The organism is Cyclobacterium xiamenense, from assembly GCF_900109255.1.
Classification (GTDB): domain Bacteria; phylum Bacteroidota; class Bacteroidia; order Cytophagales; family Cyclobacteriaceae; genus Cyclobacterium; species Cyclobacterium xiamenense.
In genome coordinates, this window is record NZ_FNZH01000004.1 from 363789 (window position 1) to 388218 (window position 24430).

Here is a 24430-nt window from a genome sequence, read left to right on the forward strand (position 1 = left end):
GAGCTATGAAAGATAAACAATTTACCGTACTTATAATGGTGTCTGCTATAATATGGTTGTTGATAATCGGATTTATCATCATCTAACACGAAAGCCCGTCATTTTTTGCTTTTTAGTAGGATACAGCTCACGTCAGGATTTTCTGCTATGCCTTTTCAAAAAGGGGCCCTCGCGCGCCCCTTTTTTTGTTTTTCCTTAGGCGAGTAATCCGGCCCTTTTGAGCAAGGCAGTGGTTTCCGGCCCCCTTCCTCTAAACCGTTTGTACAATATTTCCGGATGTTCTTGCCCGCCCATGGCGAGGATGTTTTCTTTAAACGAGCGCGCCGTTTCCGGATCGAATATGCCCTTTTCCAGAAATAGCTCGAACGCATCCGCGTCTAGTACCTCTGCCCATTTGTAGCTGTAATAGCCGGCGGCATAGCCTCCCTGAAAAATATGCGAGAAAGAGGTGCTCATCAAGCTGCCGGGTACCGGTTCAAGCAGTTCCGTTGGCTTCATAACCTCCCGTTCAAAAGCGAAAATATCGTCGATACTCGTCGGATCCGTGGTGTAGTAGGCCATGTCCAGTAAGCCCAGGCTGATCTGTCGGACCGTTTGGTATCCCTGGTGGAAGTTGGCCGCTTTTTTGATTTTTTCAATCAATTGCTGCGGAATGGGTGCTCCGGTTTCGTAATGCCGGGCAAACAAATCCAGACAGTCTTTTTCGTAGCACCAGTTTTCAAAAATCTGGGAAGGAAGCTCCACGAAGTCCCAGTACACATTGGTGCCGGAAAGGGATTCAAACGTACCATTTGCAAGCATCCCGTGCAGGGCATGACCAAATTCATGAAAAAGGGTGGTCACTTCATTAAATGTCAGCAGGGAAGGCTTGGTTTTGGTGGGCTTGGTGAAGTTACACACAATGGAGACATGGGGTCGCTGCTCGTTTCCCTGCTGCCTTTTCTGACCCCGGTACACGGTCATCCAGGCACCGTTCCGTTTTCCGGCCCGGGGGAAAAAATCCGCGTAGAATACCGCCAGGTGCGCTCCCTGCTCGTCTTTTACCTCGTAGGCCGTTACATCGGGATGGTATACCGGAATGGAGGAGTTTTTCTCAAAACGGATGCCGTACAGTTTTTCCGCGGTCAGGAAGACGCCGTCGATGGTGCGGTTTAACTCAAAATACGGCTTTAGCAGTTCGTCGTCAACCTCGTATTTTTTCATTTTCAGCTTTTCCGCGTAAAAGTTCACGTCCCATTTTTGGAGTTTTTCCAAGCCGTCCCGCTCCCTGGCAAAGGCTTCCAGTTCCTCCATTTCGGCAAGGGCCTTGGGCCGGGCCTTCTCGAGCAAATCGTGCAAAAATTCCAAAACCTGCATGCCATCCCCTGCCATCCGCTCCTCGAGCACAAATGCCGCATAGTTGGGGTAGTCGAGTAATCGCGCCCGCTCGTCTTTCAATCGTACGATTTCCTTGATGATCTCCTGGTTATCCAGGGCATCCCCTTTTGCGGCTTTGGTGGTGTAGGCCATAAACAGCATCTTCCGCAATTCCCGATTATTGGCATAGGTCATAAACGGCACGTAGCTGGGGAAGGCCAGCGTGAAAACCCAACTTCCCGCCTTTCCTTTTTCTTCGGCGGTCTGCGCAGCGGCTTCTACCACACCTTCGGGAAGGCCCTCCAGGTCCTTTTCCTCGGTAATTACCAGCTCGAAGGCATTGGTTTCTTTGAGCACATTTTCGCCAAACCGCAGCCCCAATTGCGAAAGCTGCTGATCGATTTCCCGCAACCGTTCCTTTCCCGCTGCATGCAGCAACGCCCCGTTTCTGAGAAAAGATTTGTAGGTTTTTTCCAGCAGTCGGTCTTCTTCGGTACTGAGGTGTAGTTGTTCCTTTTGCTGGTATACCTGACGAATTCGGTCAAACAATTCCTCGTCCAGCAGTACATCGTTGCCGTGGGCAGATAGCAGCGGGGAGATCTCTCGTGCCAGTTTTTGGATCGTGTCGTTGGTTTCTGCGGCGTTCAGGTTGAAAAAAATCGACGCTACCCTGGATAGCTTTTCCCCCGAATTTTCCAACGCCACCACCGTGTTGGTGAAATCGGGCAATCGTTCCTCCTTAATCCGGGCAATCTCTTCTTTTGCCAACTGAATGGCCTCTTTCACTGCCGGCAAAAAATGCTCGTTCGCAATACGATCAAAGGGAGCAGTTTCAAATGGAGTATCGAATTTTTCCAATAATGGATTCATGGCGTATCTTTCTGGTTATATTGTCGTGCAAAATTAACAAAATAATGGAGACTACTACGAAACTGCGGCTACCAATAGCCGGAAGCTACCATTCCTTCTACCAGGGATACATCGATCGGGTTTCAGGCAAGGAGTTAAGACAACTATCCGAGCGACAAGAGGATTTCATTCGATCGGTTTACACGGGCCTGCAGCCCGGTAATGCAATCAAGGGGTATCGGGAAGGAAAATGGTCACTAAACCAGCTTCTGGGGCATATCCTGGACACCGAGAAAATCATGCATTTTCGGGCCTTGTGCATCAGCAGGGGAGAGCAGGCGGCATTCCCCGGATTTGATCAGGATGCCTATGTCCGGACGGCGAATTTTGATGCGCTTTCCCCGCAGCAGCTCCTGCGTTCCTTCCTACTTCACCGGGAATTGCTCTGGGGATTTATCGGGCAGGTGCCGGCAGGGCAATGGACCTGCCAGGGAACGGTAAGCGGGCATCCCATGTCCCTTTCTGCATTGATCCACATCATTTTCGGGCACCTGGAGCATCACATTGAAGGCATCCGGAAACACTACGGACCTTTCCTTCCCGGAGGAGTCGCTTTGTGATGTTTATTACTGATATTTCCCCGTGGCCGAACTACTTTTGTTCGTAAATAAACAAATCAGCGTATGTCTAGTGGAAAAAGTTTCTCGGAAATAATTAGTGGTGAGCAGCCTGTATTGGTGGATTTCTATGCTACCTGGTGTGGGCCTTGCCAAATGATGCAGCCGATCCTTCAGGAAACGGCGGCTAAAGTAGGGCCAAAAGCTAAAATCATCAAAATCGACGTGGATAAAAACCCTCTTGCGGCCAGTAAATTCCAGGTGAGGGGTGTGCCCACCCTGATATTATTCCAGCATGGAAAACCCGTATGGCGCCAGTCCGGGGTTGTGCCTGCCCATCAGCTCGTGCAGGTAATCGACCGGCATGCGGTAGAGACGGTCTAAACCGGGGCTAGGGATGCCTGCGTTTAAACGACCAGGTGACACGAAAGCGAGCCAGGGTTTCTCCATCGGGATGGAGTCCGCTCACCGCCAGGCTTATTTGGCAGCTGTCTCCGGGTTGTTTGAGTGCTTGAAGCGCTTCGTGTATCCGGTTTCCTTCCCTACACTCCATGGTAACGGTTTGGGTAGCTTTTTTTATAAATTCTGCCTCAAATTCGGTAACAAGCATGGAGTAGGAGCCCGTTCCACTTGTATGGAACAGGCAGAGGGCCCCGCTGGCCAATTCGGCTGCGCCGCACAGGGCCGAAAAGTAAATGGATCGAAAGGGATTTTTTGTCCGCCAGCTAAAGGGAAGCTGCGTCCGGCAGTGGTTGGCGTTCAATTGCAATACCCGAATGCCCCAGAAGAGGACGGAGGGCAACTTTCGGGCCATGTACCAGATAAAACCGGGAGGCCATAAAAGTAGGCGTTGTACGCGTTTTTGCTGGGTATTCATGCCTGTATTTGTCAAGGTTGGGTCGTTTTTTGACAGCCATTTTGCCGTCCTGCCTACAATATAAAAAAAACCGTAACCAATATGGCTACGGTTTTTATTATATAAACCCATACTAAGTTTTTGTGAACCGGGCCGCCTGTATCAGCAGTTCCCGATTGTATGCATTAAGCAGGCACTGCCGCGTTGCTTCCAATGTTCCCTTGCGCCACGATCACGCCCAATTGATCCATGGAGAGGTGTACATTGACATACCCATCTAGGGTGAGTAGGTCTTCGTAACTGAGTGCGCCGCCGCTATCCAGGGCTCGGATGGTGGTATGACTCATGCCCGTGGTACCGTTTACAGGCGTGAACGAAACCAGAATTCCCCCACCTTCTTCGGCAGAATTGGCATGGATATGGGCCGGATGGACGCCGCCATCCGGTGTATTGGAAAGCGTGATGGTTGCCAGCGTAAAGCCATTTTGCCTTTCGCTAAAGGTAATCGTTCCGCTGATTCCGGGTACAGCCAACTCGCCCAGGTCGTAGGTGCTGCTGATACCGGTCAGTTCGTTACCTCCAATGTCTCCCTGCGCCACAATTACGCCGAGTTGATCCATGGATAGGTGTACGTTTACATACCCATCAATTTGCAGGATTTCCGAATAGGTAAGCGCTCCGCCAGCATCCAGCGCGCGGATCGTTGTTTTGCTCATGCCGGTGGTGCCGTTTACCGGATTGAAAGACACCAGGATGCCTCCGCCCTCGGCGGCCGAATTGGCATGGATATGCGCCGGGTGGACGCCACCATCCGGTGTGTTGTCCAGCTGTATGGTCGCCAGGGAGAAGCCGCTCTTGCGTTCCTCGAAGGTGATCGAGCCAGAGATACCAGGCACAGCCAACTCATTGAGTGTATACATTTTCATTTCTCCGGTGAGCTCATTTTCTCCGATATCGCCTTGTGCCACGATAACGCCCAGCTGATCCATGGAAAGATGTACGTTCACGTAGCCGTTCATGTCCAGGATCTGCGCGTAGCTCAGTGCTTCTCCGGAATCCAGGGAGCGAATGGTAGTTTTGCTCATGCCGGTCGTTCCGTTTACCGGATTGAAAGACACCAGAATCCCGCCGCCTTCAGCCGCCGAATTGGCGTGTATATGCGCCGGGTGCACCCCACCCTCAGGGGTATTGGCCAGCTCAATGGTCGCCAGGGAGAATCCGTTTTTCCGCTCCTCAAAGGTGACGGAACCGGCTATTCCCGGCACCGCTAATTCGTTTAACGGATACATCATGCTCATTCCGGTCAGTTCGTTGCCCCCAATATCGCCCTGCGCCACGATGGTCGACAGTTGGTTCATGGAAAGGTGTACGTTGACGTAGCCGTCCAAATCCAAGATTTGGTTGTAGGTCAGGGGTTGTCCATTGGAAAGCTGCCGAATGGTGGTTTCGCTGCGTCCGGTGGTTCCATCTACCGGATTAAATCCGACAATGATACCTCCGCCTTCAGCTGCTGAATTGGCGTGAATGTGTGCGGGGTGCATTCCCCCATCGGGAGTGTTATCCAGCTGTATGCTTGCCAGTGTGAATCCATTTAGCCGCTCTTTGAAGATAATGGAACCGGAAATTCCCGGTACGGCCAACTCATTAAGTCGGTATTCTTTAAAGTTTTCGGTTAATTCGTTACTGCCGATATCTCCCTGTGCCACGATGGTTCCCAATTGATTGGCAGCCAGGTGTACATTGACGTACGCATCCAGCGCAAGGATGTCTTCAAAACTTACGGGGTTGCCTGCGTCGTCGGTGCGAATGATTGTGCGACTCATGCCGGTGGAACCGTCTACCGGATTGAAGGATATCAGAATTCCTCCGCCTTCAGCTGCCGAATTGGCGTGAATGTGTGCCGGATGCGAACCACCTGCAGGTGTTCCACTCAGATCGATGGTGGCTACGGTAAAGCCTCCCACACTTTTCTCGAAAAGGATGGTACCGCTGATGCCATCTACGTCCTTGGTCAACAGGTTGTACTGTTTGGTGGTGCCATCCAGGGCATTTCCTCCGATGTCTCCCTGGGCGACGACGGTTTCCAATTGTCCGTAGGCCAAATGCACGTTGACGTAGCCCTCAAAGCTTGTCAACCCGTCGTAATCAATAAAGGTCCCGTCGTCTAGCTGATTCACCAGGGTAACACTGCTGCCGGTGGTGCCGTTTACAGGTTCCAGTGAAATGGCGATGCCGCCACCTTCTGCCGCGGAGTTAAAATGAATGTGGGCAGGATGGGCACCGCCATTCGGCGTGCCACTCAGGTTGATGGTCACTTTGGTGTATCCGCCTTCTCCTTCTTCAAAAACTACATTTCCACTAATCCCTGATCCATCGACTGCATTTAACGGATAGGTTCTACTGGTGCCGGAAAGATCCAGCGCATCTGCCGGGCTCTGCTCGTCTACGCAGGACTGCAAAAATAGGGTTCCTGCCATACCAAGCATTAGAAGTAATACGTGATAATACTTTTTCATAATTAATTTAGGGACTTGGTTAAAATTCGGATTCGTACTAGGAAAGTAACCTGAATACAGGGATTTATGTTTTACATCTGTGAAAATTTCTGGTTGATATACGTTTTACAAGCATTTATTTTTTATTTTTTTTATTTCGTTCTGGCATCTTTTTTGAACGAAGCAAGCTGTTTATAGTTTTAGCACCATGTACAAGAAAATAACCGCACTCCTTTTATTTGGCCTTTTTGCTTACAGTTGCGCGACTGTACCCTTGAGCGGGAGAAGGCAGCTCAGCATTGTCAGCAATGCCGAGGTCTTGCCGCTTTCCTACGATCAGTACGGAGAGGTACTCAAAGATAGTAAAATCCTGACCAATACCCGCGAAGGCAAGCAGGTAGTGACGGTGGGGCGCCGGATTGCTTCGGCTGTAGAAAAATACCTGGAGGAAACCGGTCATTCAGAAATTACCGATGGTTTTGCCTGGGAATTTAATCTACTGGAAAGCGAGCAGGTAAATGCCTGGTGCATGCCCGGAGGCAAAGTCGCCTTTTACACGGGGATTTTGCCGGTTTGCCAGGACGAAACCGGAATTGCGGTGGTGATGGGGCACGAAGTAGCGCACGCCATTGCCAGCCATGCAAGGGAACGCATGTCGCAGGGCATGGTGGCCAATGGGCTACTGGGAGGCCTTCAGGCCGCCATGGGCGAAAATCCCAGCCTTACCCAAACCATATTTTTGCAGGCCGTTGGCTTTGGCGGTCAGGTGGGGATGCTGAAGTTTTCCCGGGATCAGGAACTGGAGGCCGATCAGCTGGGATTGATCTTTATGGCCATCGCGGGCTACGATCCCAGGGAGGCGCCCACATTTTGGGAGCGGATGAACGCTCAGGCCTCGGGAGAGCGACCGCCCGAATTTCTTTCCACCCACCCCGGTCCGGAACGTAGAATCGATCAGCTCAACGAACAAATGGATAAGGCGATGGAATACTACCAGGCAAACCGGCGCTGATAGGTCTTCTACTTTGCCTTAGCCAATGCCTTTTAACCGAACGGTCTGAGCGGATGCATCCAGATTAAGCGTCAGATTGGGCACGGACGCGCAAATCTGAAAATCGTGATCCCCGCTGGGCAGGGGGTCAAACTCAGCAATTTCATCCAAAAATGCGATGTTGCCGACGTCCAATTTTACCCGCTTACCTCCAACTTCCGCCACCTGGTCTGAAAAGCCATGAAAATAGATTTTTGCCTGGGTATAGCTGCTGGGAAAATTTCCCTGCAGGGCGCCTATTTCGAGCAGCCCATGATCGTGATCCATTTGGACCGTACGACGGGCCCAGGATCCAGTAAGGTAGGCATTGCTGCTGCCGTCGTCTTCGTAAATTAGTTGCTGCCACACTCCCTTACCCTGAAATATGTGTAATTTTATCCGTCCGTCGTGCGCATCCGTAGCATGCTGAGTGACCGATTGCATGGGCACAATGGCTCCGGCTGCCACAAAGACCGGTAAGTAATTCAGCGGACACTCCCAGAAAATCTCTCTGGCTCCCGATTGTTTTTTTCCGGAAAACAGGTGGTACCAGTCGCCTTCCGGTAGGTACAGTTTGGTCAGGCTTTGGTGGCTTTGCACCGGTACGACCAACAAATTCTCGCAAAAAAGGTATTGGCTATCGTAGGCCCCGTGGTAGATGCGGTCGTCAAAGGGATAGGCCAGCGCAAGGCTTTTTGCCACCGGTAGGCCGCTAGTATGACTGGCGTAAAATGCCGCGTAAATGGCCGGCATCAATTTGTACCGCAAGCGGATGTAGTTACGGGCGATGGCTTCCACTTCTTCCCCAAAGGACCAGGGCTCGGAGGCGTGGCTGTTGATCATGGTATGGGCGCGAAACAGCGGGCAAAATGCTGCGATGCTGATCCACCGGGCGAAAAGTTCCGGCGTACAATTGCCCACAAACCCACCGATATCATAACCGGCAAAAGGCACGCCGCTCAGTCCCAGGCTGTTTACCAGGCGCACACCGGCCAGCATGTGCGCATCGCTGGATACGTTGTCTCCGGTCCAGATAGCCGCATACCGCTGCACACCGGCAAAGCCCGAACGCGTCAAGACAAAAGGCCGGTTATCTGGTCGCTGTTTTTCCTGTCCTTCCCGGGTACTTCGGGCCATTTGCATGCCGTACACGTTTCTGGCTTTTCGGTGGCTGGCCCCGGCGCCTTCAAAATCAAACTGAACCACATTGGGAAGGGTCTGCCCCCAGGTGGCCGGTTCGTTCATATCGGTCCAAAAGCCATCTACACCCAGCTCGGTGTAAAACTTCAGCGCCTGCCCCCACCAGGTCCGGGCCTCGGGTAAGGTGAAATCCGGGAAGGTACACCAGCCCGGCCATACCTGCCCCTCATAGGGCTTTCCGCCCGGATAGGACACAAACAATCCCTTCGCGCTGCCTTCGGCAAAGGACGCGTAGCTCGTGTCGGCCTTTATTCCAGGATCCAGGATGACCACCACCCGAAATCCAAGTTTTTTCAACTGCCGGATCATTCCTGCCGGATCGGGAAAGCGGGCCTCGTCGAAAGTGAAAACCTTGTACGCATCCATGTGGTGGATATCCAGGTAAATGACGTCCCCGGGAATGGCTTTGTCCCGGAAGGTTTCAGCCAGGCGAATGACGTCCTTGTCTGGGTAATAGGAATACCGACACTGCTGGTAACCCAGCGCCCAGCGGGGAGGTAGGGGTGGAGGTCCCGTTAAGTGGGTATAGGCCGAGAGAATGGCCGGGAGCGAGGTATCGTGGAAAAAGTAATAGTCCAAATCGCCGTCCTCTGCAGAAAAGTACGAATACCGGTTGTTACCCGCACCAAAATTAAAGGTGGTCCTGTGCGGGTTGTCAAAAAATACTCCGTAGGCAATTCCGTGATGCAGTCCCATGTAAAAGGGAATGGAACAATACAGGGGATCGTCATCGGTACCGTAGGCAAAGTGATCGGTATTCCAATGGGTGTAGGTCTGTCCGTACCGATTCAGCCCACCGTTTTTTTCACCCAGGCCGATGAATTTTTCCCATTCCTGAAGTTTCTTGTAACTGCTTACCTCGGTACCCAGCCAATTGATCCCAAAGTCGGGGTCCTCTTCGCTAATGACCTCGCCGCTGGGCGTTTTGAATACCATGGACAGGTTTCCCTTGCCTATCCACAGCTGAAGTTTGCTGGTTTTGAGGACCAAATAGTCCGCATCCTCTTCAAATTCAAAGCAGTTTTCCTCCGGACCGATCGCCACCGAATACGGATTAGCCTGCCACGCTTTCTGATTACTTACCCGCACGCGGAAGGTGTTTTCCCGAAATACCTGAATTTCAAACCGGGCGTTTGCGGTGGTTCCGTCAATCCCCGTAGGACTGAGGTGGTGGCTTCGGACCTTGCCCGGAACCAGCGGTAGGGAGGAAGTTTTTTTCATGGTTGCTATCGCTGCTGATACCGGTCAATGTAAGCAGGATATTCAGCTTTGAAAAGTACTTTTTGATTCATATCCCCGTATTTTTTGAATTTTTTACCAGCATAACCTACATCCGACTATTCATTTTTTTGTAGGAAAGTTGGAAAAAAGCTACCTTAAATGGATGAAAATTACCTTTATTCTCCTATTGACGCTGCATGCCCTGATCCATTTGCTGGGGTTTTTGAAGGCCTTCGAATGGATGGAACTAAAAGCACTTCCCCTCCACCTTTCCAAAAGCACGGGCCTGCTCTGGCTAATGGCTGGGCTGGGGATGATACTCGTCGTCGTTGCCTACGCCGGGTCCGGTAAAAACTGGTGGTACCTGGCCCTGCTCGTTGCACTATTCTCTCAGGTGTTGATCTCGCTGTATTGGAGCGAGGCAAAATTTGGGACGCTGCCCAACCTGCTGCTGCTACTGGTAGCCCTGCATGCCTGGTCCATGGATCGGTTTGAACGAAAAGTTGCGATGGAGGTACAGGACTTGTTCCCCTCCGAAGTGACTTCAGGCGGACAGGCGGAGATGCAGCCGTTGGCGGCGCTTCCCGAACCGGTGCAACGCTGGCTGAAGCGTTCGGGCGCCGAAGCTACCCCAATTCCCTCACAGGTCCAGGTGTTGCAGGACTTCGAACTAAAACTGAAACCTGAGCAAACGAATTGGTACCGGGGATCCGCCAGTCAATTCTTTAATCCCTTGGAGCCCGGTTTTGTCTGGTCTTTGGACCTATCCATCCTGCCCCTGGTAGCGGTGAAAGGGCGGGATTTACTCCGTCGGGGAAACGGGGAAATGCTGATCAAACTCTGGTCGCTGATTCCATTGGTTGACGAAAAAGACAATCCCAAAATCGACGAAGGCTCCCTGCAGCGATTCCTGGGAGAGCTGGTATGGTTTCCTTCTGCGGCTCGAAGCAGCTACCTCGAATGGGAGCGGTTGGGGCCAAACGAGGCCAAAGCAACGCTGTCCTATTGGGGGCAAAAGGCTACCGGCACCTTTACCTTCGATGATTCCGGAAGATTTTTGCGCTTTCAGACGGAGCGGTATCTGGGTGGGGAGGAAGGCGCCACGCGAAAACCCTGGATTGTGGAGGCCAAGGGCTACCAGACCATGGAGGGTGTGGAACTTCCGGTGCAATGCGAGGCCACCTGGCTGCTGGACGAGGGCCCCTGGACCTGGGCCCGTATCCGCATTCTTTCGGTTACTTATCGTCGGGACGAGGGCGAATCTCCCGCTTGACCAGGTATTCGCCAAACGGTTTCCCCCCGGATTCGTTTACAGGCATCAGGTTATTGGCGAGGGCCGTCGGAAGGGTAACCTTTATTAGTTTAAAATCCCGGTAATTTCCGAGTGGGGGCGGTGGAGTAGGGGAAGCATGGTACTCCAGGTCTTTTGCCTGAAAGGTAACCGCAGACACCTCATCGGGATGGATGGCCTCAAACTGCAAGGCCTCGAATTCCTGAAAATGGTAGGTTTTGTCCGTTGTTTTTCTTTCCAGTTCCAGGTCGTCCTGGGCCTGGACTTGTATCACCAGTAAAAGGGAAAGACAGGTAAGGAGTACACGTGGCTTCATGATCACTTGGGTTTGGTATCGTATGCGCTTAAGCTACGAAATCCCCGCATCAAATCCCAAAAATAGAAAGGAAAAAAGGCAAATTAATTGCTGTTTACCGGTTTCAGGGGCGTACCGTCGGTTATTTTTAGGGGAGAGAGGTTCTGGCTGGTGGAACGATTAGCCGACGAACGGAAATTAAATCGGATAATTTTTGACTTCATCTCAACGATGTGCGTACTTTATGAAAATTCGTTTAGCCAAGCCGGGTCACATGATTTTTCCGAATGCGTATGCCTCAACTAACAAGCCCTATCGGGCCTTGAGGCGTCTCTTTTTCTTGCTTGCCCTTCTTTTCTGCCTGTTTTACCAGGGTCAGGCGCAGCGCATCCCCTTGCGGTTTTACCTGGAAAAGGACAGCAGTTCGTATGCCGGGCTGCGGCTGACCGGGCAGGTGTGGATGCGGTACAACCAAAACAACCCCGGCACCTTGATTAACGGCGAACCTTCACCCGGGTTTTTTGATATTTCGGTTCGCCGGCTTCGTTTTCAGACCTACGCACGGATACGGGAAAAAACCAATCTGACCCTGACCCTGGGACAGAACAACATCAACTACCTGACGGCCCGATCGGGTGAAATTCGCTTGCTGGATTTTTATGTGGACCACCGGCTTCACCGGAACCTCACGGTGGGTGGGGGGCAGTCCGGATGGAACGGCACCTCGCGGTTCGCTGCGCCCCTGACCAGCAAGTTGCTGACCCTGGATGTATCACCCTTTTTGATTCCCACGGTCAATCAAACCGACAATATTCTCCGCAAGCTAAGCGCATTCCTGGCGGGTCAGGCCGGTGCCTGGGACTACCGGGTGGTCTTCAGCCGGCCCTATGCGCCGGTGGAAAACACCGCACCTGTCCCCGATTCTCGATTTGCCGGCCTCAAACCGGGCATGCAAACGGCGGCCTATGTGAAATACCAGTTTTTCGAACACGAAAGCCTTAGTCCATTTCATCCCGGGACCTACGATGGCGAGAAAAAAATACTGGCGCTGGGCCTGGGAATTGAAAAGCAAAACCGGGCCATGTGGCACCTAAATGCGGCCTCCGATACGGTTACTTCGGCCATTACCCTGTTTGCAGCGGATATTTTTGGCGAACTCCCGGGATACAACGACAAGGCCTGGACCTTTTACCTGGGCTATTTTTATTACGATTTCGGCCCCAATTACCTGCGGGTAATCGGCTTCAATAACGTCGGGAATGGCACGAATGAACGGGGCACTTTTAGCGGAACGGGCAATGCCTGGCCGGCCATTGGAACGGGACATACCGGTCATTTTCAGCTGGCCCATACCTGGAAAATCCCGGGCAGAACGGAAAAAATCCAGCCCTTTGTCTCCGGGCAGTATTCCGTGTACGAAAAACTCCAGGAACCGGTCCGGTACCTGGAGGGAGGTGTGAACCTGCTTTTTGACGGACAGCGTTCAAAAGTAAGCCTGGCTTTTCAGAACCGCCCGGTATTCGATGCCAACCCGGTAGGTAGTCTGGTGCAGTACCAACGCAGGACGGCAGTTGTTCTGCAATACCAGCTGCGGCTGGAATAAGGCCCGTTTCCCTACGGTAAAAATACCATCCGGAGGGATCCATAAATCGGGTCCTCCCGGATGGCGGCGTGCGCATTACTCGTTAACCCATTCGTTGTTTTCCCGGTTGACGTCTGCCAGGCGTAGGGAAGGGTCGATGGAAAGGTTCCGCACCGCAGCTACCGGCCGATCCAGTTGCAGCTCCATGCTCCGGTGGGTCCAGGGCCATTTGTGGACCTGCGTGATTTCCGGAAAGCCGGCTTCGGAGTTTTTTCCGCCCCGCATCATTTCCAGGGGGAGGTAGATGGTTTCCTGCTCTCCATCCCGGTACGTCACCACCAGATCGATGGGCATGGGCATCCGCCCTTTCCTTTCCAGTAGGATCTTCGTCTTGCCGTTTTCTTCGCTTACGGAGGCAATGGCATAATCGATGGTATTGGTGGAATACACCCAGTATTCCTTAAACCAGTCGAGTTCCAGCCCGCTGGCTTTTTCCATCACCCGCGTGATGTCGTTGGCATTCGGATGCCGGAATTTCCATTGATCCCAATACTGCAACATGGCACGATCCCGTACCTCTTCCCCGATGATATAGCCCATTTGGGAAAGGAAAAGGGCTCCTTTGGAATAGGCGGCCACGCCGTAGGCGGTATTCGTATGGTAATGGTCGGCATGGGTGGCCATGGGTTCTTCCAGGCCGGACTGCACCAGTCGCTCGTAACTGGAGTAGGCGCCCCGCTGGGGAAAGTCGGAAGGTTCCTCCGAGAAAATGGCTGCCATGCACCGGTTGCTTGCAAAGGTGGTAAATCCTTCGTCCATCCAGGGGTAGAGCGATTCGTTGGACCCCAATACTCCCTGAAACCAGCTGTGGGCCAGTTCGTGCACCATCACCCCCACCAGGCTTCCCAGCGTACGGTGTCCGGTAATCAAGGTGGACATGGGGTATTCCATGCCGCCGTCTCCGCCCTGTACCACCGAAAACTGCCGGTAGGGATACTCCCCGTAGTGTTCGCTGAAATACGCCATGGCTTTTTCGGTATATTCCTGTAGCGCAGCCCAGTTTTTTTCGGTCTTGGAGTTTTTTTCGTAGAAAAAATGCAGGGCGATTCCGTTGTCCATCTGCCGGGTATCGTGGGTAAATTCCGGATCCGCCGCCCACATAAAATCGTGTACCCGCGGTGCGTAAAAATGCCAGGTACGGGTGGATTCGTCCGTTTCGGGCACGGTCTGTCCTGCGCTTTCGTATCCGTGGCCGATTTCCGCTGCATTTTGCAGGTAGCCGGTACCACCCAGTACATAGGCTTTGTCCAGGGTGATTTTCACGTCAAAATTACCCCAGGTGCCGTAAAACTCCCGCCCGATGTAGGCATGCGCATGCCAGCCCTGTTCGTCGTAATTGGCCAGCTTGGGGTACCATTGGGCCATGCTGTACCGGATACCTTCGGCATTGTCCCGTCCGGCCCTGCGCACCTGAAGGGGCACCTGCGCCTCAAATTCCGACTCAAATAGGACCGTGCTGTTTGGCAAAATGGGCTCCGGCAGGTCCACTTCCAGAATGGTCCCCACTTCCTCCATCGACACGGGCTGTCCGTTCATGTGCAGACGCTTGACGCGCATGTAGCCGATTTCCTCCGGTCGCAGGTTCAAAATACGCTCGCCCACTCTCCGGTCGGGGTCTGCGATGCTTCGGGATCGTTCGTCCATCATGCTGTTGGGCTGAAAGGCATTGTAATACAAATGAAAAAATACCCGCCGCAGGGTATCCGGAGAATGGTTGGAGTAGGCGATGGTCTGGGTGCCCGTGTAGCGGTTGGTAGCAACATCCATGTCCACGTCCATCTGGTAATTGATGGATTGTTGCCAGCGCTGGGACTGCCCATTCACCGAGGACCCGACAAAGGCCAGGCAAAGCGCCAAAAGTGAAAAAGACGAGAATTTTTTCATGCGTAGTTTAGTTTTTGCCCCAAAATAAAGCAAATTATGCCAGCGGCCAAACCGTTTGTTTAATTCTAAGGTTGTTCTTAGCGAGCGGCGTGTTTTGAGAGCTAGGATAGGCAGCCTGCAACTCATCGAAACTACCGAAAAAAAACAGGGAAAGCAGCGCCGGTCAATGCCGGCCTGACTGGAACCGGAAAGGTTTAATCGACCTTTTGCTGCCGATCGCCTCATTCCGCCGGATAATTGCGTATGTTTGGAGGCATTCGCCATCCCATGCGGAAGCAGCGATGCGCAGATCAACTTACGGAAATGAGAGCTAACAACCATGACGAAAAATAAGGCTTTTTGGCGGCTGCTTCTGGCCCTATCGCTGACCGTTTTTTTTGCAGTGATTTGGGAAGGTTTGCGGTTTAATTACGATTTCGAAAATTTTTTCCAGCAGGACGACCCGGACTTGGCCTTTTACCAGGAATTCCGCTCGACCTTTGAAAACGACAACGATTACCTGTTGCTTGCCTTGGGGAACACGCCTACTATTTACGATAGCCTTTTTCTGGAGAGGGCCCTGGCCCTGGAAAAAGAACTTGCCGCGCTGCCGGGAGTGGAGTCAATGGTCTCGCTGTTGCAGCAGGAGGAGCCGCTGATCGGACCCTTTGGCGTCCGCTTTCGTCCCATTTTGGATTGGTCGTCCCCGGAAGCCCTCGAAAAGTCCGCCCAGCGCCTTTCGGAAGACGATCAATGGAGCGGAAACCTGCTCAGTGACTCGGATGAATACCTCTTGCTGCTCCTAAAAAATAAGCAATTGATCGGAAAAGATACAGGTGATTCCCTGTATGTCGCCATCGAATCGGCCGTTAGTTCTTCGGGTATTCCGGATTACCGGATGGCTGGTAAGATCAAGGCGCAGGGGGTGTTTGTCGACTTGCTCCAAAAGGAATTTTCGCTGTTCATGGGTCTGGCAGGCCTCTGGGTGCTCTTTCTGCTGTGGGTACTGTACCGTAGTTGGTGGGCGGTTTTGCTCCCCTTTGCCATTATCGTGCTGGGAATTTTCTGGGCAGGGTCCTTTCTGCTAGCCACCGGTGGGGAATTGGACGTGATGCTGGTCATGCAGCCCCCGATATTGATGGTGATCGGGCTGAGCGGACTGGTGCATTTTTTGAATCATTACCAAAACTCCCTGCGCAGCGGTATGCCCAAGGCGGCGGCCGTGGCGTCCATGAGCAGGGAGTTGACCCTTCCCGTATTTTTGACGGCACTTACTACCTCGCTGGGCTTTGTTTCCTTGTATTTTACCCAAATCACCAGTTTACGTTGGTTTGGACTCTACACGGGTTTGGGTGTGCTTTTCTTGTTTTTGGCCCTGGTCACGATCCTTCCCTGGGCGCTGTATGCCTTTCCCCCGCTAGCCTCTTCCCAAAACCACCGCTGGGCCCGGCGCTGGGACAAGGCGCTTCAACAGGTCTATGGCCAACTACGGGAGAACAAGGCAGGTATTAGCCTGGGCTTTATCGCCCTCAGCCTGCTGGCCGGTTGGGGTATGGCTCGCATACAAACCAACGGATACATCGTAGACAGCTTGCCGGAGGATCACCCGCTCAAGGAAGATTTTAGCTTTTTCGACGAGGTTTTTGATGGGTCCAAGCCGCTGGAAGTATCTCTTCGCATCAAGGATCCCGAGCGGGACCTCTTTGACTATGCCGTACTGCAGGAAATCGAAAAGCTGGAAAACTTCATCCGGAAGAACTACAAAACGGGGAATGTGCTGTCTCCACTCACCCTGGTCAAAGCCCTTAACAAAGCGCAAAATGGAGGAAATCCCAGGGCCTTTGCCTTGCCTTCGGAAGGCGGATTCGAACGGATGGCCCCCATGTTGGATCGATGGATTCGGGAAAACGATCGGGAATTGTGGACGGATAGCCTTGATGCCGGGAGGATTTCTGCCCGCAGCCCGGATAACGGAAGCAACCTGGGGCACCGCCAACACGAGCGGCTGGCGGATTTTGTGGACCGGGAGTTGGACCCGGACTTGCTGCAGGTGCGGCTTACGGGAACTTCCTTTTTGATCGATAAAAGCCACGAACAAGTGACAGAGAAAGTATTTGCCGGCTTGGGTTTTGCCTTTTTTCTGGTGGCGTTGATCGTGGGACTGCTTTACCGGTCCTGGCGGGTAGCCCTGATCGCCATGGTGCCCAATATCGTGCCGCTCATTTGGGTAGGCGGGGTGATGTTTGTACTGGGCATTGATTTTAAGCTGTCCACTTCCATTGTTTTTGCGATTGCGTTTGGCATTGCCGTGGACGACAGCATTCATTTTATGAGCAACCTGCGCATGCTACTGGAAAAGGGGATGGGCCTGAAAGAAGCCGTTCGGCGGACCTTTCTGACCACCGGGAAGGCGATTATCCTCACCACGCTGATTCTTTCCTCCGGTTTTTTGGTGCTGGCATTCAGCGAGCTGGAGATTCCCTGGTTTACGGGGGTTCTGGTAAGCCTGTCGCTTTTGTTTGCCCTGCTGGCCGACCTGCTGTGGTTACCGCTTTTGTTGCGGCCGCTACAAAAACACCTGCACAACCGCTTCGGGGCTATCAGTTCGGAAAAGCAAACGATGCGGAAATAGGGTAGTGGTCCGAATAATCCACCTCCCGATGGGTTCGGAACTGGAGTACTTGCAAGGGAGCACTGAAAAAGATATTGTCGATCCGCAGAAAAAACAGCACCTTGTTGTAAGTAAATCCAAAGCCCCGGCCCATTTCCTCGAAGGCATTTTTCAGCAATTTTTTAAAACTGAAATAGGTATAGCTGTAAGGTATATCGTTAAAATCCCCTGCAAGGATTACCGGGTGGGGGCTGTTCTCGATGTGCTCTTTCAGGATACGTGCCTGAGCAGCGCGCAGGTGAATGCCATGCTTGAGTTTTTTGATGGTGCTTCGGTATTGGTTTTTGATTCCCCTTAGGTTGTCCAGATCAGCGGCCCGGATATTCATGGATTCCAGATGGGTGTTGTATACCCGGATCGTATCCTTGTCGATCTTGATATCGGCAAACATGGCTCCGTTGTTTCGCCTGTTGTCGAATACCTTTCCGCTATTGATAATGGGAAACTTGCTGAAAATCGCAATGCCGAAGGATTTTTTTTTCGGATTTCCATCCACCGGCAAAAAGGCATGCTCGTAGGTCCCTTCGTTGCTCAGGATCTTTAGCGCATTTTTCGAAGGCGTGGTATAGTCCTGGTAGAATTCCTGAAAACACTTGATATCGGCGGGATTGTCCCGGGCCCATTGCACCGAATTCAGGATCAGTTCCTCATTGGTATGCCCCCAGTTATTGTTGAAAAGCATGGCGTTGTAGCTCAGGATCGAAAACCCCTCGGTGGTGCGGTCCGGGGTATTCCATTGAAAGGTGACGGATAGAAATTTCCAGCCAATGAGCAGGGCGAGAAGGGGAAAGACCATCAGCCGTAACCTCCCAAACAGTAATAAAAAAACCAGAAAAAGGTTTAGCAGCAAAAAAACAGGAATCAGCAGGGAGAACAATCCGGTATACCCCCAATTTTCCGGAGATACATACACGCTGAAAAATAGCAATAGTGAAACAAAAAAGATGATGCCAATGATAAGCCGCATAAGATCGCTGTTAATTCGACACAAATTGGGAAAAAAAACCTATACCGAATAAAAGAAATCCGTTTTTTTTGCCGTCGATCGCGAAAATATCCCCGGATGCGTTCGTAGTTTTGCACCGCTGAAAAACGCCGCCATGCGCCCAATGATGGCCAACCGATGAAGCCTGCAGGGTGGATAATTAATGGTTTTATAATCCTGGGAGGTGGTAGGGTAGAAAAAAAATACATAAATTAGGATGAAATTAACTCTTTGTTCACATGCGTATAGATAACTACAATCTTTATTATTCCCTTAGCCTCGCGTTGGCCTTGCTTCTTTTTTCTTGTTCCGGTCCCAACACCAGCTCCGAGTCGGACGCATCTGCCGAAGTGGCCGCCACTACCGGGGAGGAACGAGCCAGTCCTTTGAAGTCCATTTCAGGAAAAATTGGTGACAAAACCATTGCCGTGCAATACGGTTCACCCGGCATTAAAGGGCGGGAAATTTGGGGCGATTTGGTTCCTTACGGGGAAGTATGGCGAACAGGAGCCAATGAGGCCACCTATATCAGCCTGGAAGCGGACGTACTGGTGGAGGGAGAGCCTTTGCCAGCAGGAAAATATTCCCTGTTTACCATCCCGCGGGAAGACGAGCCCTGGACGGTCATTTTGAATTCCGAGTGGGACCTCGAACACGGGCACTTCCAGTACAAGGAAGAACATGACGTGCTCCGCGTAGACGTTACGCCCACCTGGGTGGACGAAAGTCAGGAATGGCTGTCCATCGAACTCGTTTCGGACGGGCTGCACGTGAAATGGGAAAAACTCGTCTTGCCGATCACCATTGAATGAAATACGTCGGATTCTTTTTTTCCCTGACCCTCACCCTTTTAGTGGCCGTAGGCCTGTCCATCAACCTGGCCGGGCTTCCGCCATTGGTAGGCGTTTTTGACCCTTTCCAGGGGTTTTGGCAAAATACCTACAGTGAAGATCGGAATCCCCAAGAATCCCTCGAACTGGAAGGTCTGACGGCTCCCGTAGAAGTCAGTTACGATGCGCACCTGGTGCCCCACCTGTTTGCCGAAAACGAGACCGACCTATTTCGCGCACAAGGCTATGTTACGGCCGCCCACCGGCTTTGGCAAATGGAATTTCAGGTTCGCGCAGCCGAGGGCCGTCTCTCCGAGGTGGTGGGCGAAATGGCCCTGCCCTACGATCGGGAAATGCGGCGAAAGGGACTGGCCTTTGGTGCGGAGACGAAACTGGCCTTTTTGGAGCGTACCGACCCGGAACTGATTGCCCTGATGCAGGCGTATGCCGAGGGCGTAAACGCCTACATAACGCAGCTGGATCCTGGCAAACTTCCCATCGAATACAAATTGCTCGATTACCGGCCCGAGCCCTGGAGTCCGTATAAATCCCTGGTGTTTTTGATGAATATGGCCGAAACCCTGTCCGGCGACAGTGATTTTGCCTATACCAATTTCCGAAACCTCTTTGGTGAATCCTGGATGCAAAACCTGTTTCCCGAGTATCCGGAGGGCGTGGTTCCGGTGGTTTCCAAAGAACGCTGGGGATTTCGGGCAGGAAGTCCGCGCCCTCCCCGCCTGAGCTATCCCGATAGCGACCTGATTTCGAAGGCGCTGCCTGGAAAAGAACCCGGCTACGGGTCAAACAACTGGGCGGTCTCGGGTAGCAAAACTGCCTCTGGCAACCCCATCCTGGCCAATGATCCCCATTTGGCACTCAACCTTCCATCCTTGTGGTATGCCATCCAACTCAGTACGCCCGAATTCTCCGTAAAGGGCGGGAGTTTGCCCGGTGCCCTGGGTGTGGTCATTGGCTTTAACGAACACATGGCCTGGGGGCTGACCAACGCCGACCGGGACGTGAAAGATTGGTACAAAATCACCTTCAAAGACAGCTCCCGGAAAGAATACCTTTACAACGGGCAATGGATCCAAAGCACCACCCAGCTGGAAACCATAGGGATCAAGGGGCAAAGCGATTACATCGACACCGTGATTTACACCCACTACGGGCCCGTGGTGTACGACAAAAACTTCATGACAGAAAAAAAGCCGGTGGATTTTGCCTTGAAATGGACGGCATTCGAGCCCTCAAACGAGCAGCGAACGTTTATCCAATTGAACAAAGGAAGGAATCACGCCGATTTCCTGGAGGCCATTTCGAGCTATGTTGCACCGGCACAGAACTTTGCCTTTGCTGCCGCCGATGGCGACATCGCCATGGCAGTACAGGGAAAATTCCCCATCAAATGGAGGGGGCAGGGGAAGTACCTGATGGATGGCAGCAATCCCGATTTTGAGTGGAAGGGCTGGATTCCCGATGCCCATCAATTGCGGGAAATGAACCCGGAAAGGGGATTTGTGCAGTCCGCCAATCAGCACAGCGCCTCCGACAATTACCCCTATTACGTTTTTGCGGACGCCTACGAGTACCACCGAAACCGGCGCATTGACCAACGTCTGTCCGAAATGGAGGACATCACGGTGGAACACATGATGGAATTGCAGGTGGATAATTTTGACATGCATGCCTCGGAAACCTTGCCTTTTTTGCTTGAATCCCTGGATAGCAGCCACTATACCGCGCCAAATTTGAAGTGGATTGAAAAATTGCAGGCCTGGGAGTACCAGGCCAATCCCGACCTGGCGGCGCCCGCGCTGTTCACGTCCTGGTGGCGCCACCTGGAATCGGAACTCTATGGAAGTTGGGATAGCAAGGGGCTTCCGATCGTCTATCCTGCCAAATACGTACTTTCCTCCCTGCTCCAAACCGCGCCGGCGGCTCCCTGGTTTGATAACCCGGCCACGGAAGAACAGGAGACCGCCACCCACTGGGTCAATGCTGGTTTTGAAGCCATGATTCAGGAGATGGAAGCAAGGGAGGTTCTCCCGGACTCGCTCAATTGGGCCACCTACAAAGGAACGGTCATCGCCCATTTGATCCCGAATTTCCGTGCCTTCAGCCAAAAAGACCTGCTGGTAGGCGGTGGCCGCAATATTGTCAATGCCACCAGCGATGACTGGGGCCCTGGTTGGCGGATGGTGGTGGAAATGGGCGAACCCATACAGGCCTACGGCGTGTATCCGGGAGGTCAGTCGGGAAACCCCGGAAGCCGCTTTTATGCCAATCTGGTAGGTAAATGGGCTTCGGGTGAGTACCTGCGCATTGATTTGCGAACCGCTTCCGATAGGGAAGGAATCCTTTTCAAAACAACCTTCAAACCGGATTGAGATGCGCGTAGTGATACAGGTACTGCTGAGTGGATTGATCGCCTATTTATTCGGCGGATACTGGCCCTACTGGGGCATCATGGTCGGGATCGCCGGTCTGGCACTCTGGCTAAAGGGGCCTGCCTTTCATTCATTTATCGGGGGGGCATTGGGCGTTGGCCTGGTCTGGCTGCTGGTTCCCCTGCTCACCTGGTCAGCATCCGGATCCGATTTGCCTGATCAGGTGGCGGAAATCATGGGCATGCAAAACGGCCTGGTGTTGGCAGGTATTACCGCCGTGATGGGGTTTCTGATAGGCGGAACCAGTGCACTGACAGGAAACCTGCTCGGAAAGCTGGTCCAACGAAACAAGTTTTACTAAAACTGGCCGGATACCCGGGGGTGCAGACAGCCGGTTTTTTGGCGATATGCTGCTTCTTTTGTCCCGGTTTTATGGATTAATCGGTCTCTTTGCCCGATATTGGCGCCTGCTTGCTTCTCAACATTCGGGACGGGCCCGCGGCTGCGTATTTTACCCGCATTCGATCCGGCCGGATTCGCTCTGCGGTTTTTTTTTAAGGCTTTTTTTAGTAAATTAGTCCATCATTTCATCGTTTTTATCGAACCCTATACGAACTCTTTTTCTACCAACAAGCAACCGTACGACATGTCAAAAACCATCATTGTCTCCAATAGATTACCCATCAGCCTTCAACACAAAAACGGAAAGTTTGAATTCAAACCCAGCGCAGGAGGATTGGCAACCGGTTTGGGCTCTATTTACAAGGAAGGAGAAAATATCTGGATCGGCTGGCCCGGAAATGACGTAGCGGACGAAAGCCAGCGGCTGGAAATCGTGGACGAGCTGAAAAAGCTAAAAATGGCGCCGGTGTTTCTAACCAAACAGGACGTGGAGTTGTATTACGAGGGGTTTAGCAACGAGACCATTTGGCCGGCTTTTCATTATTTCACCCAATACATCAATTACGAAGACGCGTATTGGGAAGCCTATTGTCGGGTAAACCAGAAGTTTTGCGATGCCATCCTGGCCAAGGCCGATGCGGAGGACACCATCTGGGTGCACGATTACCAATTGCTGCTGTTGCCCATGATGCTCCGGAACAAGCTGCCAAAAGCCACCATTGCCTTTTTTCAACACATTCCCTTTCCTTCCTACGAAATCATCCGCATGCTTCCCTGGAGGAAACAGTTGCTCGAAGGAATGGTCGGATCCGATCTGATCGGGTTTCATACCTACGACGACATGCGGCACTTTCTCAGCGCCGTTGGGCGAATTCTGGGGCTTTCGAACGAAAGCGGATTCATCCAGGCAGACAACCGCCTGGTCAACGTGGATTCCTTCCCCATGGGCATTGATTACGATAAATTTGCCAAAGCCGCCGTCAGCAAGAAAACACAGCGCACGGTCACCAAATTTATGGAGATGCTAGGGGACCAGAAATTGCTGATTACCATCGACCGCCTGGATTATTCCAAAGGCATTCCCCAGCGAATCAAGGCCTTTGACTTGCTGCTGGAAGACCACCCCGAATACCACGGCAAGGTATCCATGATCATGGTGGTGGTACCTTCCCGGGACCGGGTGAAATCGTACCAGGAACTAAAGGAGGAAATCGACACCCTCGTCGGCAGCATCAACAGCAAGTATTCCACCCTGAACTGGGTGCCGGTGCATTATTTTTACCGCAGTTTTCCATTCAATGAGCTGAGCGCCTTTTATACCATGTCCGACATTGCCCTGGTTACCCCCCTTCGGGACGGGATGAACCTGGTTTGCAAGGAGTTTGTTGCCAGCAAAACTAACAAACAGGGCGTCCTTATCCTGTCCGAAATGGCGGGTGCCAGCAAAGAACTAGTGGATGCAATTCTGGTGAATCCAAACGATCAGGAAGGGGTGAAGAATGCAATCGTGGAGGCCTTAACCATGGATCCCGAGGAGCAGGAGCTGCGCATCAGTTCCATGCAAAGCAGCCTGAAGAAATACGATATCTTTCAGTGGGTCAAGGTATTTATGGATCGACTGAAACATGTTAAAGAGCGGCAAACGGATCTGGAATCCAAGGCCATGGATCAGAAGATAACGAAGCAAATGATCGCTGCGTTCAAGTCCGCCCAGCGCCCCATCGTCTTTCTGGATTACGACGGCACGCTGGTAGGCTTTAAAAGCCGCCCGCAAGATGCCTTTCCGGACGAAGAATTGCTCGGGCTGATCGAAGCCCTTTCGCAGGTCTGCCAGGTGGTGATCATCAGCGGCCGGGATAAGGAAACCCTCGGTAAATGGTTTCGCGGACAGGAGGTAGACATGATTGCCGAACACGGCGTCTGGCTCAAAAAGAAGGATCAGGACGGAGATTGGGCCCTGTATGCCGATGTGGACGATAGCTGGAAAGAAGACATTCGCCAGGTAATGGAGTATTACGTACTGCGTACGCCGGGTGCTTTTATCGAAGAGAAACACCATTCCCTGGTTTGGCATTACCGCAAAGTGGAAAGTGGCCTGGGAGACCTTCGGATGCGGGAACTCTTCAGTCACCTGAAATACATGGCACGTGGGCATAACCTGCAGGTGTTGGAAGGAAACATGGTTTTGGAAATCAAGCGGCCCGATATCAACAAAGGCCGGGCCGCGCTGGCCATGATGCGGGGAGAAGAATACGACTTTGTGATGGCTCTGGGGGATGACTGGACCGACGAAGATACCTTCAAAGCCATGCCCAAAACGGCCTACACCATCCGGGTAGGCTATGCCTATACCCAAGCCAATTACAATGTCAAAAACCCCACCGAAGTACGTGGCCTGCTAAAAAACCTGATCGATTGATGGCGGGATGGTACGCTC

17 protein-coding genes are annotated in these 24430 nt (G+C 52.4%); 10 read left to right on the plus strand and 7 right to left on the minus strand.

The features are described from left to right. Positions 1–195: 195 nt before the first annotated feature. Positions 196–2226, minus strand: a complete 2031-nt coding sequence (locus BMW71_RS15090) for a M3 family metallopeptidase (protein ID WP_092175682.1) — start codon at positions 2224–2226, stop codon at positions 196–198. A 44-nt stretch (positions 2227–2270) separates the two neighbouring features. On the opposite strand from BMW71_RS15090, the gene BMW71_RS15095 reads away from it, so the two are divergent. Both BMW71_RS15095 and trxA read left to right on the plus strand, forming a co-directional pair. Beyond that, complete coding sequence (locus BMW71_RS15095; RefSeq protein WP_177179657.1) at positions 2271–2825, plus strand: DinB family protein; 555 nt, start codon at positions 2271–2273, stop codon at positions 2823–2825. A 63-nt stretch (positions 2826–2888) separates the two neighbouring features. Then, a complete protein-coding gene (gene trxA, locus BMW71_RS15100; protein WP_092175688.1) occupies positions 2889–3206 on the plus strand; it encodes a thioredoxin in 318 nt (105 codons plus the stop codon). 7 nt (positions 3207–3213) lie between these two features. Here the strand turns inward: trxA and BMW71_RS15105 are convergent, their stop codons facing one another. Together BMW71_RS15105 and BMW71_RS15110 are read right to left on the minus strand one after the other, a co-directional pair. Next, positions 3214–3714 carry a PaaI family thioesterase gene (locus tag BMW71_RS15105; protein ID WP_218145589.1) on the minus strand — a complete coding sequence of 167 codons (501 nt, stop codon included), beginning with the start codon at positions 3712–3714 and terminating at the stop codon, positions 3214–3216. 149 nt (positions 3715–3863) lie between these two features. Continuing rightward, positions 3864–6194, minus strand: coding sequence for a hypothetical protein (locus BMW71_RS15110; protein WP_177179659.1), 2331 nt, complete (start codon positions 6192–6194; stop codon positions 3864–3866). A gap of 187 nt (positions 6195–6381) precedes the next feature. On the opposite strand from BMW71_RS15110, the gene BMW71_RS15115 reads away from it, so the two are divergent. Then, positions 6382–7185 carry a M48 family metallopeptidase gene (locus BMW71_RS15115; RefSeq protein WP_092175693.1) on the plus strand — a complete coding sequence of 268 codons (804 nt, stop codon included), beginning with the start codon at positions 6382–6384 and terminating at the stop codon, positions 7183–7185. A gap of 18 nt (positions 7186–7203) precedes the next feature. On the opposite strand, the gene BMW71_RS15120 is transcribed toward BMW71_RS15115, so the two are convergent. Then, entirely contained in the window at positions 7204–9624 is a 2421-nt protein-coding gene (locus tag BMW71_RS15120; protein WP_092175696.1) for a glycoside hydrolase family 31 protein, read from the minus strand. A gap of 163 nt (positions 9625–9787) precedes the next feature. Between BMW71_RS15120 and BMW71_RS15125 the strand changes: the two genes are divergently transcribed. Further along, a complete protein-coding gene (locus BMW71_RS15125) occupies positions 9788–10897 on the plus strand; it encodes a DUF6920 family protein (RefSeq protein WP_143057638.1) in 1110 nt (369 codons plus the stop codon). Here the strand turns inward: BMW71_RS15125 and BMW71_RS15130 are convergent. Continuing rightward, a complete protein-coding gene (locus BMW71_RS15130; RefSeq protein WP_143057639.1) occupies positions 10860–11231 on the minus strand; it encodes a hypothetical protein in 372 nt (123 codons plus the stop codon). The genes BMW71_RS15125 and BMW71_RS15130 overlap by 38 nt on opposite strands. Positions 11232–11454: 223 nt before the next feature. Between BMW71_RS15130 and BMW71_RS15135 the strand changes: the two genes are divergently transcribed. Next, positions 11455–12813, plus strand: coding sequence for a hypothetical protein (locus BMW71_RS15135; RefSeq protein WP_092175703.1), 1359 nt, complete (start codon positions 11455–11457; stop codon positions 12811–12813). A gap of 75 nt (positions 12814–12888) precedes the next feature. Here the strand turns inward: BMW71_RS15135 and BMW71_RS15140 are convergent, their stop codons facing one another. Then, positions 12889–14736 carry a M1 family metallopeptidase gene (locus BMW71_RS15140; RefSeq protein ID WP_177179660.1) on the minus strand — a complete coding sequence of 616 codons (1848 nt, stop codon included), beginning with the start codon at positions 14734–14736 and terminating at the stop codon, positions 12889–12891. 319 nt (positions 14737–15055) lie between these two features. Here BMW71_RS15140 and BMW71_RS15145 point away from each other — a divergent pair, with 319 nt between their 5' ends. Next, positions 15056–17347 (plus strand): efflux RND transporter permease subunit, encoded by a 2292-nt coding sequence (locus BMW71_RS15145; protein ID WP_092175706.1) that lies wholly within the window; start codon positions 15056–15058, stop codon positions 17345–17347. Here BMW71_RS15145 and BMW71_RS15150 read toward each other — a convergent pair. Continuing rightward, on the minus strand, positions 17316–18353 hold the full coding sequence (locus BMW71_RS15150; RefSeq protein ID WP_092175709.1) for an endonuclease/exonuclease/phosphatase family protein: 1038 nt from the start codon (positions 18351–18353) through the stop codon (positions 17316–17318). The two genes, BMW71_RS15145 and BMW71_RS15150, sit on opposite strands and share 32 nt — an antisense overlap. Positions 18354–18610: 257 nt before the next feature. Between BMW71_RS15150 and BMW71_RS15155 the strand changes: the two genes are divergently transcribed. The 4 genes from BMW71_RS15155 to BMW71_RS15170 all read left to right on the plus strand — a co-directional run bounded on the left by BMW71_RS15155 (position 18611) and on the right by BMW71_RS15170 (position 24412). After that, a complete protein-coding gene (locus BMW71_RS15155) occupies positions 18611–19183 on the plus strand; it encodes a DUF2911 domain-containing protein (protein ID WP_092175711.1) in 573 nt (190 codons plus the stop codon). Then, positions 19180–21591: a penicillin acylase family protein gene (locus tag BMW71_RS15160; RefSeq protein ID WP_092175713.1), complete on the plus strand. Its 2412-nt coding sequence runs from the start codon at positions 19180–19182 to the stop codon at positions 21589–21591. Before BMW71_RS15155 ends, BMW71_RS15160 begins: the two co-directional genes overlap by 4 nt. 1 nt (position 21592) lies before the next feature. Continuing rightward, entirely contained in the window at positions 21593–21952 is a 360-nt protein-coding gene (locus tag BMW71_RS15165) for a hypothetical protein (RefSeq protein WP_092175716.1), read from the plus strand. 285 nt (positions 21953–22237) lie between these two features. Continuing rightward, positions 22238–24412, plus strand: a complete 2175-nt coding sequence (locus BMW71_RS15170; protein ID WP_092175718.1) for a bifunctional alpha,alpha-trehalose-phosphate synthase (UDP-forming)/trehalose-phosphatase — start codon at positions 22238–22240, stop codon at positions 24410–24412. Positions 24413–24430 lie beyond the last annotated feature (18 nt).

What these genes read in the sequence shown, in the direction of transcription:
- BMW71_RS15090 (WP_092175682.1), bottom strand. Translation starts at nt 2,226, where the DNA reads ATGAATCCATTATTGGAAAAATTCGATACTCCATTTGAAACTGCTCCC.
- BMW71_RS15095 (WP_177179657.1), top strand. Translation starts at nt 2,271, where the DNA reads ATGGAGACTACTACGAAACTGCGGCTACCAATAGCCGGAAGCTACCAT.
- trxA (WP_092175688.1), top strand. Translation starts at nt 2,889, where the DNA reads ATGTCTAGTGGAAAAAGTTTCTCGGAAATAATTAGTGGTGAGCAGCCT.
- BMW71_RS15110 (WP_177179659.1), bottom strand. Translation starts at nt 6,194, where the DNA reads ATGAAAAAGTATTATCACGTATTACTTCTAATGCTTGGTATGGCAGGA.
- BMW71_RS15115 (WP_092175693.1), top strand. Translation starts at nt 6,382, where the DNA reads ATGTACAAGAAAATAACCGCACTCCTTTTATTTGGCCTTTTTGCTTAC.
- BMW71_RS15120 (WP_092175696.1), bottom strand. Translation starts at nt 9,624, where the DNA reads ATGAAAAAAACTTCCTCCCTACCGCTGGTTCCGGGCAAGGTCCGAAGC.
- BMW71_RS15125 (WP_143057638.1), top strand. Translation starts at nt 9,788, where the DNA reads ATGAAAATTACCTTTATTCTCCTATTGACGCTGCATGCCCTGATCCAT.
- BMW71_RS15130 (WP_143057639.1), bottom strand. Translation starts at nt 11,231, where the DNA reads ATGAAGCCACGTGTACTCCTTACCTGTCTTTCCCTTTTACTGGTGATA.
- BMW71_RS15135 (WP_092175703.1), top strand. Translation starts at nt 11,455, where the DNA reads ATGAAAATTCGTTTAGCCAAGCCGGGTCACATGATTTTTCCGAATGCG.
- BMW71_RS15140 (WP_177179660.1), bottom strand. Translation starts at nt 14,736, where the DNA reads ATGAAAAAATTCTCGTCTTTTTCACTTTTGGCGCTTTGCCTGGCCTTT.
- BMW71_RS15145 (WP_092175706.1), top strand. Translation starts at nt 15,056, where the DNA reads ATGACGAAAAATAAGGCTTTTTGGCGGCTGCTTCTGGCCCTATCGCTG.
- BMW71_RS15150 (WP_092175709.1), bottom strand. Translation starts at nt 18,353, where the DNA reads ATGCGGCTTATCATTGGCATCATCTTTTTTGTTTCACTATTGCTATTT.
- BMW71_RS15155 (WP_092175711.1), top strand. Translation starts at nt 18,611, where the DNA reads ATGCGTATAGATAACTACAATCTTTATTATTCCCTTAGCCTCGCGTTG.
- BMW71_RS15160 (WP_092175713.1), top strand. Translation starts at nt 19,180, where the DNA reads ATGAAATACGTCGGATTCTTTTTTTCCCTGACCCTCACCCTTTTAGTG.
- BMW71_RS15165 (WP_092175716.1), top strand. Translation starts at nt 21,593, where the DNA reads ATGCGCGTAGTGATACAGGTACTGCTGAGTGGATTGATCGCCTATTTA.
- BMW71_RS15170 (WP_092175718.1), top strand. Translation starts at nt 22,238, where the DNA reads ATGTCAAAAACCATCATTGTCTCCAATAGATTACCCATCAGCCTTCAA.